Annotated in this window: 9 protein-coding genes; 5 read left to right on the top strand and 4 right to left on the bottom strand. The window is 68.1% G+C overall.

Annotated elements, in window-relative coordinates:
* The first annotated feature begins 179 nt into the window (after positions 1 to 179).
* Both M9978_RS18295 and folP read left to right on the top strand, forming a co-directional pair.
* Positions 180 to 1,334 carry a site-specific DNA-methyltransferase gene (locus tag M9978_RS18295; RefSeq protein WP_302054091.1) on the top strand — a complete coding sequence of 385 codons (1,155 nt, stop codon included), beginning with the start codon at positions 180 to 182 and terminating at the stop codon, positions 1,332 to 1,334.
* 40 nt (positions 1,335 to 1,374) lie between these two features.
* Positions 1,375 to 2,463, top strand: a complete 1,089-nt coding sequence (gene folP, locus M9978_RS18300; protein ID WP_254295763.1) for a dihydropteroate synthase — start codon at positions 1,375 to 1,377, stop codon at positions 2,461 to 2,463.
* Positions 2,464 to 2,587: 124 nt separating this feature from the next.
* Here folP and M9978_RS18305 read toward each other — a convergent pair whose 3' ends face one another.
* On the bottom strand, positions 2,588 to 3,130 hold the full coding sequence (locus M9978_RS18305; RefSeq protein WP_254295764.1) for a hypothetical protein: 543 nt from the start codon (positions 3,128 to 3,130) through the stop codon (positions 2,588 to 2,590).
* Between the two features lie 102 nt (positions 3,131 to 3,232).
* Here M9978_RS18305 and M9978_RS18310 point away from each other — a divergent pair, with 102 nt between their 5' ends.
* A complete protein-coding gene (locus tag M9978_RS18310) occupies positions 3,233 to 3,661 on the top strand; it encodes a hemerythrin domain-containing protein (protein WP_254295765.1) in 429 nt (142 codons plus the stop codon).
* Here M9978_RS18310 and dprA read toward each other — a convergent pair.
* Both dprA and plsY read right to left on the bottom strand, forming a co-directional pair.
* Positions 3,658 to 4,743, bottom strand: a complete 1,086-nt coding sequence (gene dprA, locus M9978_RS18315; protein WP_254295766.1) for a DNA-processing protein DprA — start codon at positions 4,741 to 4,743, stop codon at positions 3,658 to 3,660. The two genes, M9978_RS18310 and dprA, sit on opposite strands and share 4 nt — an antisense overlap.
* Positions 4,736 to 5,362: a glycerol-3-phosphate 1-O-acyltransferase PlsY gene (gene plsY, locus M9978_RS18320; RefSeq protein ID WP_254295780.1), complete on the bottom strand. Its 627-nt coding sequence runs from the start codon at positions 5,360 to 5,362 to the stop codon at positions 4,736 to 4,738. Before plsY ends, dprA begins: the two co-directional genes overlap by 8 nt.
* Positions 5,363 to 5,437: 75 nt before the next feature.
* Between plsY and murI the strand changes: the two genes are divergently transcribed.
* Positions 5,438 to 6,235 carry a glutamate racemase gene (gene murI, locus M9978_RS18325; protein WP_254295767.1) on the top strand — a complete coding sequence of 266 codons (798 nt, stop codon included), beginning with the start codon at positions 5,438 to 5,440 and terminating at the stop codon, positions 6,233 to 6,235.
* A 6-nt stretch (positions 6,236 to 6,241) separates the two neighbouring features.
* Here the strand turns inward: murI and M9978_RS18330 are convergent, their stop codons facing one another.
* Positions 6,242 to 6,412: a hypothetical protein gene (locus M9978_RS18330; protein ID WP_254295768.1), complete on the bottom strand. Its 171-nt coding sequence runs from the start codon at positions 6,410 to 6,412 to the stop codon at positions 6,242 to 6,244.
* Positions 6,413 to 6,630: 218 nt separating this feature from the next.
* Between M9978_RS18330 and hemA the strand changes: the two genes are divergently transcribed.
* Positions 6,631 to 7,872 carry a 5-aminolevulinate synthase gene (gene hemA, locus M9978_RS18335; protein ID WP_302054092.1) on the top strand — a complete coding sequence of 414 codons (1,242 nt, stop codon included), beginning with the start codon at positions 6,631 to 6,633 and terminating at the stop codon, positions 7,870 to 7,872.
* Positions 7,873 to 7,974 lie beyond the last annotated feature (102 nt).

Genomic DNA, 7,974 nt, shown 5'->3' on the forward strand with positions numbered 1-7,974 from the left:
ATTTTATCGCAGCTACCAACCCTTGTGCCTGTGGATAACTTCCAGACTCAACATGTGGATAAGTCGCGAAATGTTCCGGCAAGTTAACGGAATCCAAAGAGTTTTCGTTAACCATTGTTCGCTTGACGGAGTCCGTCCTTTCATGGCGTTTCGCGCGTTCAACGGGGTGGGAGTGGTTAATGGGGGTCATCGATAAGGTCGCGAAGTCGCGTCCGCAGCAGCAGGCGGCGGTCGACGTTCGCACGCGCAGCTGGGTCGACGTGCTGCCGCTCGATTCGATCATCCAGCAGGATTGCATCGAGGCGATGCGCGCGCTGCCCGCGGCGTCGATCGACATGATCTTCGCCGATCCGCCCTACAACCTCCAGCTCGGCGGCGATCTCGCCCGGCCCGACGGCAGCCATGTCGACGCGGTGACGGACGATTGGGACAAGTTCGATTCGCTCAACGCCTATGACGCCTTCACGCGCATGTGGCTGGCCGAGGCACGCCGTATCCTCAAGCCGAACGGCACGATCTGGGTGATCGGCAGCTATCACAACATCTTCAAGGTCGGCTCGGCGATCCAGGATCTGGGCTTCTGGATTCTCAACGACATCATCTGGCGCAAGGCCAACCCGATGCCCAATTTCAAGGGCACGCGCTTCACCAACGCGCACGAAACTTTGATCTGGGCGTCGATGGGCGAGAAGGCGAAATACACCTTCAACTATCGCAGCATGAAGACGCTCAACGACGAGCTTCAGATGCGCAGCGACTGGGAGTTCCCGATCTGCGGCGGGCAGGAACGGCTCAAGAAGAACGGCACCAAGGTCCACCCGACGCAAAAGCCCGAGGCATTGCTCTACCGCGTGATGCTCGCCTGCACCAAGCCGGGCGACGTCGTGCTCGACCCCTTCTTCGGCACCGGCACCACCGGCGCGGTCGCCAAGCGCCTGCGCCGGCACTGGATCGGCATCGAGCGCGAGGACAATTATGTCGAGGCGGCGCACGAGCGCATCGCCGCGGCGCTGCCGCTCGACGAATCGGCGGTGACGACGATGCAGGCGCCGCGTCAGGCGCCGCGCGTCGCGTTCGGCACGCTGCTCGAAAATGGCTATCTGACCCCGGGCGCGGTGCTGTCGGACAGCAAGCGCCGCTGGCGTGCGATCGTCGGTGTCGACGGCAATCTGCGCAGCGAGTGCGGCAATGCCGGGTCGATCCACAAGCTCGGCGCGACATTGCAGGGCGCGCCGTCGTGCAATGGCTGGACCTTCTGGCACCATGACACGCCCGAGGGACTCAAGCCGATCGATTCGCTGCGCCAGACCTATCTGCTCGCGACGCAGCCATAGCCCCTTCCGCGCCGGGGCGTACCCGGCGTAGAGCAGCCGCATGACGCTCGACCTCCCGGCCAACGCCCGCCCCTATCTGCGCCCCGTCCAGTTCGCCGATTCGCCGATCGGCCGCGATGGCGAACTGGCGCGGCTGGCCGGCGGGCTGCTGTGGTTCTCGGCCTATGAGCTGATCGCGGTCCAGGGCGGCAAGCGAGTCATCCAACGCACCATCCCCGTCGCCGACCTCCCCGCCGACGAGCGGCTGCAGGCGATCGCGGCGCGCATCACCGCATCGCGCCCGCCGCTTCAGCTCGGCGAACGCGTGCTGCGCTTCGACCAGCCGCAGGTGATGGGCATCCTCAACATGACGCCCGACAGCTTTTCGGACGGCGGCAGGCATCTCGACGATCCCGCCGCCGCCGCCGCGGCCGGCGTGGACATGGCCGCGCAAGGTGCGGCGCTGATCGATGTCGGCGGCGAATCGACCCGGCCCGGCGCGAAGGAAGTGTGGGAAGGCGACGAGATCGCGCGCATCGCCCCGGTGATCGAACGGCTGGCACGCAGCGGCACGCTGGTCTCTGCCGACACGCGCAAGGCCGGCGCGATGGAAGCATCGCTCGCCGCCGGCGCGCATCTCGTCAACGACGTGTCGGCGCTGTTGTGGGACGACCGTGCGCTCGACGTCGTCATCCGCGCGCAATGCCCGGTGGTGCTGATGCACGCCGGCGATCCGAAGCAGGGCGCCGATGGCGGACGCGGCTATGGCGATGCGCTGATCGAGGTCTATGACTGGCTCGAAGCGCGCATTGATCAGGTCGTGGCGGCGGGCGTCGATCGCGCGCGGATCATCGCCGACCCCGGCATCGGCTTCGGCAAGACGCTCGCCGACAATCTCGCCTTGCTCAACGGCCTCGCGCTGTTCCACGGCCTCGGTGTCCCGCTGCTGCTCGGCGCGAGTCGCAAGCGCATCGTCGGCGCGCTATCGAACGAGGCGCCGGCGGACCAGCGGCTCGGCGGGTCGGTCGCACTGGCGCTCAAGGGCGCAGACCTGGGCGTGCAGTTGTTGCGCGTCCATGACGTGCCCGAGAGCGTGCAGGCGTTGCGCATATGGCGGGGGCTACGCGACGCCGCTTTGACCGGACGTTAGAGTCGTTTTTCAGTCAAGCGGCGCCGGCCCGCTCCCCCACCCGGCCACCCATCAAGATACACTGAAGTGGGTGGCCGGGTGGGGGAGCGGGCCGGCGCCGATTCAGCGAAGCTGAAAAACGACTCTAGCTCAGCGGATCGGGGCGGGTGCGCTGCTCGACATAAGCGCGCTGGACGGTGAACGCGCTGACGCGGTTGCCGCGGAAGCGGTCGCGCCGGCGGTCCGCCTCCGCGCCGATCTTCTCGAGGCTTTCGACCAGATCTTCGAGGTTGCTGCGCCGCTCCGAAGCCGTGGCGTCGGCGCACTCGGCCATGCAGGCGGCGACCAGATCGGGCACGCGGCGGCGCACGACATTCGCCCAATCGACCGCGTCCGCCGCGAGCGGCTCGGCGTCGGCAATCGCGATCAGCCGGGCGCAGCTGGTCCGCACCGAAGCAATGCGGCTCGCTGCCCAATCGGCTTCGGCGGCGACGGAGGCCCAGGCGGCATCGAGCGGATCGGCGGCAGGCGCCTGCCGCATCCGGCGAAACCGCGCGGCGGAAAAGCGCTGGCGCAGCCGGCGAACACCGATCACCGCGCCAAAGGCGGCGGCGCCGATCGCGGCGACAGTCCCCGCGACGACGACGAAGGCGACAAGCGCGACCAGAATCAGGACGAAGCGCAGCATCGCCCGACTATATGGGATGACCGCGCGCGGATGCCAGCCTGCCCCAATCCTCCCTTAACTTTCCCGCGCTAGATGCGGTCCACCCCGGGGACACGGCGCAGCATGATTTCCTTCGAGCAATTGCTGGCCGAGCATCGCGACGCTGCCACGCACGCCGCCGCGCTCGAACGCGCGGTGCGGATCGCGCAGCCGGGGACAGTGATCGCCGCCGCCATCGCGGCGCTCGACCACCGGCTTGCGCCGCATCTCGAAACCGAAGACCAGCTGATCTACCCGCTGCTGCTCGAAAGTCGCGATGAAGGCGAACGAATCGCCGCAAGTCACGCGATCGAGGCGTGGTCCGCGCTCGCCGCCGACTGGACAGGATTCGCCGCGCGTTGGACCCCCAGCGCGATCGAAGCGGATCGGCCAACCCTTGCGGCCGAACTCGCCACACTGCTTGCGGCGCTGGCCGGCCGGATCAAGGCCGAGAATGACGTGCTTTACCCGATCGCGTTGCGCGGCGCGCATATCCGGCTGCGGGCGGCTTAGGCGAGGCTGACCCGCCCGCCGGCATGCCGTTCCAGCCGGCCGCCAAGTTCCAGCTCCAGCAGAACCAGCTGCACCATCGCCGCAGGCAGTTCGGCCTGCCGGATGAGTTCGTCCACCGCCACCGGCACCGGACCGAGCAGGCCTTCCACGCGCCGCCGCTCACTCATGCCGGGTTCACCGCCCGGCTCCCCGGCATAGGGCGTGGCCGGCGCGCGCACCGCTCGCGCATCGATCGGGCGAATCGCCTCGAGGATATCTTCGACATTCTGGATCAGCGTCGCGCCCTCGCGGATCAGCAAATTGCAGCCCTGCGCACGCGGATCGAGCGGCGAACCGGGCACGGCCATCACCTCGCGCCCCGCCTCCGCCGCGATTCGCGCGGTGATCAGCGATCCTGATCGCGGCGCCGCCTCGACCACCACCGTGCCCTGCGCCAGCCCGGCGATGATGCGGTTGCGCGAGGGGAAATGCCGCGCGAGCGGCTCGGTGCCGGGCGGCTGTTCGGCGATCAGCAGGCCTTCGGTCGCGACGCGTTCCTGCAAGTCGCGATTCTCGGGCGGGAAGGCGATGTCGATCCCGCTCGCGATCACGCCCACCGTCGCCTCGCCGATCGAGCCGAGATGCGCCGCGGTGTCGATGCCGCGCGCCAGCCCCGAAACGACCGTGACGCCCTCGCTCGCCAGCCCCTGCGCGATCTGCCGCGCGAACCGGCACGCCGCGGCCGACGCGTTGCGCGCGCCGACCATCGCGACGCAGGTCCGCCGTGTCAGCGCCGGATCGCCACGCACCAGCATCGCCGCCGGCGCATTCTCCAGCTCGGCGAGCAGCGGCGGATAGTGGGTGTCGCCGAGAAACAGGTAATGTGCGCCGAGCTTCGCCGCCGCCGCCATCTCGCGCCGCACCGACCCGGCATCGGCGATGGCAGGCGCAGCACCGCCGCCGCGACCGGCCAGCGCCGGAAGCGCGTCGAGTGCCGCTTCGGCGCTGCCGAAGCGGGCGATCAGCTGGCGATAAGTGACAGGACCGATCCGCGGCGAGCGAATCAGGCGTAACCGGGCAACCGTGTCCTCGGCTTCAGCCATCCGTGCGAGTGACCGCGTCTTTGTCACGGCCGATGCGCGGCTCGGTTCCGGCGAACAGCCGCTCGATATTGGCGCGATGCTTCCACAGCACGACCAGCGCCAGCCCGAGCAGCAGCAGGACAAGGTCGAACCGGTCGAAAAACGCCGCGGCGACCGGCGCGCTGACCGCGGCGGCCATGCCCGCGACCGACGACACCCGCACCGCCGCGAGCAGCCCCAGCCACACCACCGCATAGACCAGCCCGACCGGCCAGTGCAGCGCGAGCGCAATTCCCATCAGCGTCGCCACCCCCTTGCCGCCCTCGAAGCGCAGCCACACCGGATAGCAATGGCCGAAGAACGCCGCGGCCGCCGCGACCGGACCGGTGCCGGGCCACAGGGCTTCGGCGATCAGCACCGCCGCCGCGCCCTTGCCCATATCGAGCAGCAATGTCGCCGCCGCGAGCCCCTTGCGCCCGGTGCGCAGCACGTTCGTCGCGCCGATATTGCCCGAGCCGATCGAACGCAGGTCGCCCGCGCCCGCCCATTGGGTGAGCAGCACGCCGAACGGGATCGAGCCGAGCAGATAGCCCAGCACGAGCGCAAGCGTCGGCGGTATCCAGACGATCTCGGTGGTCAGCTTCGTTCCCCCTGGCTTGGCGAAAGCTAGGTCCTTCGGTAAGCGGGCGCAACAATCTCGATCATGGGACCGCTGATGGCCGACGCGCGGCCCCTTCTCTTCTTCGATTCGGGCGTGGGCGGCTTGTCGGTGCTGGCGCCAGCGCGCGTGCTGCTGCCGCAGGCGCCGCTGGTCTATGCCGCCGACAGCGCGGGCTTCCCCTATGGCACGCGCAGCGAGGACGAGATCGCCGCGCGCGTCCCGGCGCTCCTCGGGCGGCTCGCCGAACGCTATCGCCCGCGGCTGATCGTGATCGCGTGCAACACCGCCTCGACCATCGCGCTGGCGCATGTCCGCGCCGCGCTCGACATCCCGATCGTCGGCACCGTGCCGGCGATCAAGCCCGCCGCCTTGCTCTCCAAGACCCGCACGATCGGCGTGCTCGGCACGCAGGCGACGGTGCGCCAGCCCTATGTCGACAAGCTCGCCGCGGAATTTGCCGCCGACTGCAAAGTGATCCGCCACGGCAGCGCCGAACTGGTCGCGCTGGCCGAAGCCAAGCTGCGCGGCGAGCCGCTCGACCCCGCCGATTTCACAACCGTACTCGACGGCTTGTTCAGCCAGCCCGGCGGCGAGTCGATCGACGTCATCGTCAACGCCTGCACGCATTTTCCGCTGGTGGAAGCCGAACTGGCCGCAGCCGCGCCGCATCCGGTCAAGTTCGTCGATGGCGGCCCCGGCATCGCCCGGCGGATCGCCCATCTCACCGCCGGTCAGGCCTGGCCCGACTCGCCGGGCGAAGGCATCGCCGTGTTCACCCGGCTGGATGATTCCGTCTCGCGACTCGCCCCCGCGCTGGCCGCACACGGCCTTGCGCGAATCGAGGCGCTGTAGCGGGCGTCAGGCCGGCCGGGGCATCGGTGCGGCAGGCGACTTCTGGCGCAGCCGCGCGGCATAGCGTTCGGCCAGGTCGAGATGCGCCCGGCGTGCGGTCTGATCCAGCGCCCGCTCGGCGCAAGCGCGTTCATCCTGCTCTCGCTGTCGGAAATATTCGAGGTCGTGATCGGACATCTTGGTGTCTCCTTGGTCGCGAGCGAGCGCCGCTACGGCCGTCGATCGCGGAAAAGCACGGAGTCCCCATCCCGCGGTGAAACCCATATAGCACAAATCGCGCCGCCCGTCCTGATCGAGGGCAAAGCGCGCCGAAACGACATTCCACTCACTTTCAATACGGGTTTACACCGTTCGCCAGTGGAAATTGCCGCGTAAAACGGTTATCGCGCGCCTCCATGAGCGAGGAAATGTCTGCGCGCGCGGTGGATTATTCGCGTGTTTTCACCCAGGCGATCGACCGGCTGCACGCCGAAGGCCGTTATCGCGTGTTCATCGACATCCTGCGCAACAAGGGCATGTTCCCCAACGCGCGCTGCTTTGCCGGGCATAACGGGCCGAAGCCGATCACCGTGTGGTGCTCGAACGACTATCTCGCCATGGGCCAGCATCCCAAAGTGATCGCGGCGATGGAAGAGGCGCTGCACGATGTCGGCGCGGGTTCCGGCGGCACGCGCAACATCGGCGGCAACACCCATTACCATGTCGATCTCGAGGCCGAGCTTGCCGACCTGCACGGCAAGGAAGGCGCGCTGCTGTTCACCAGCGGCTATGTCTCGAACGAGGCGACGCTGGCGACGCTGGCCAAGGTGCTGCCCGGCTGCATCATCTACTCCGACGAACTCAACCACGCCTCGATGATCGCGGGCATCCGCAATTCGGGCTGCGAAAAGCGCGTGTGGCGGCACAATGACGTCGCGCATCTCGAGGAACTGCTCGCCACCGACGATCCCTCGGTGCCCAAGCTGATCGCGTTCGAGAGCGTCTATTCGATGGACGGCGACGTCGCGCCGATCCATGCGATCTGCGACCTCGCGGACAAGTATAATGCCCTCACCTATCTCGACGAGGTGCATGCGGTCGGCATGTATGGCGACCATGGCGGCGGCATTTCCGAACGCGACGAGGCCGCGCACCGGCTGACGGTGATCGAGGGGACGCTGGGCAAGGCGTTCGGCGTGATGGGCGGCTATATCGCCGCCGACCAGACGATCATCGACGTGATTCGCAGCTATGCGCCGGGCTTCATCTTCACCACCAGCCTGTCGCCGGTGCTCGTGGCCGGCGCGCTGGCCTCGGTCCGCCACCTCAAGCAATCGAGCAGCGAGCGCGACGGGCAGCAGGCCGCGGCCGCCAAGCTCAAGACAATGTTCGCCGAAGCGGGCCTGCCGGTGATGCCGTCGGTGACGCACATCGTGCCGCTGATGGTCGGCGATCCGGTCAAGGCCAAGCGGATCAGCGACATATTGCTTGCCGAGTATGGCGTGTACGTCCAGCCGATCAACTACCCGACCGTGCCGCGCGGCACCGAACGGCTGCGCTTCACGCCGGGGCCGGCGCATGACGAGGCGATGATGCGCGACCTGACCAAGGCGTTGAGCGAAATCTGGGAACGGCTGGAGCTTCGCGCCGCCGCATAGTTTGTGTTCAGCAAGGCTGAACCGTGACGGCACCGGCCCGCTCCCCCACCCGGCCACCCATCAAGGATACGCTGAAGTGGGTGGCCGGGTGGGGGAGCGGGC

The sequence above is a fragment of the Sphingomonas tagetis genome (genome assembly GCF_024211275.1).
In the GTDB taxonomy this organism is placed as follows: domain Bacteria; phylum Pseudomonadota; class Alphaproteobacteria; order Sphingomonadales; family Sphingomonadaceae; genus Sphingomonas; species Sphingomonas tagetis.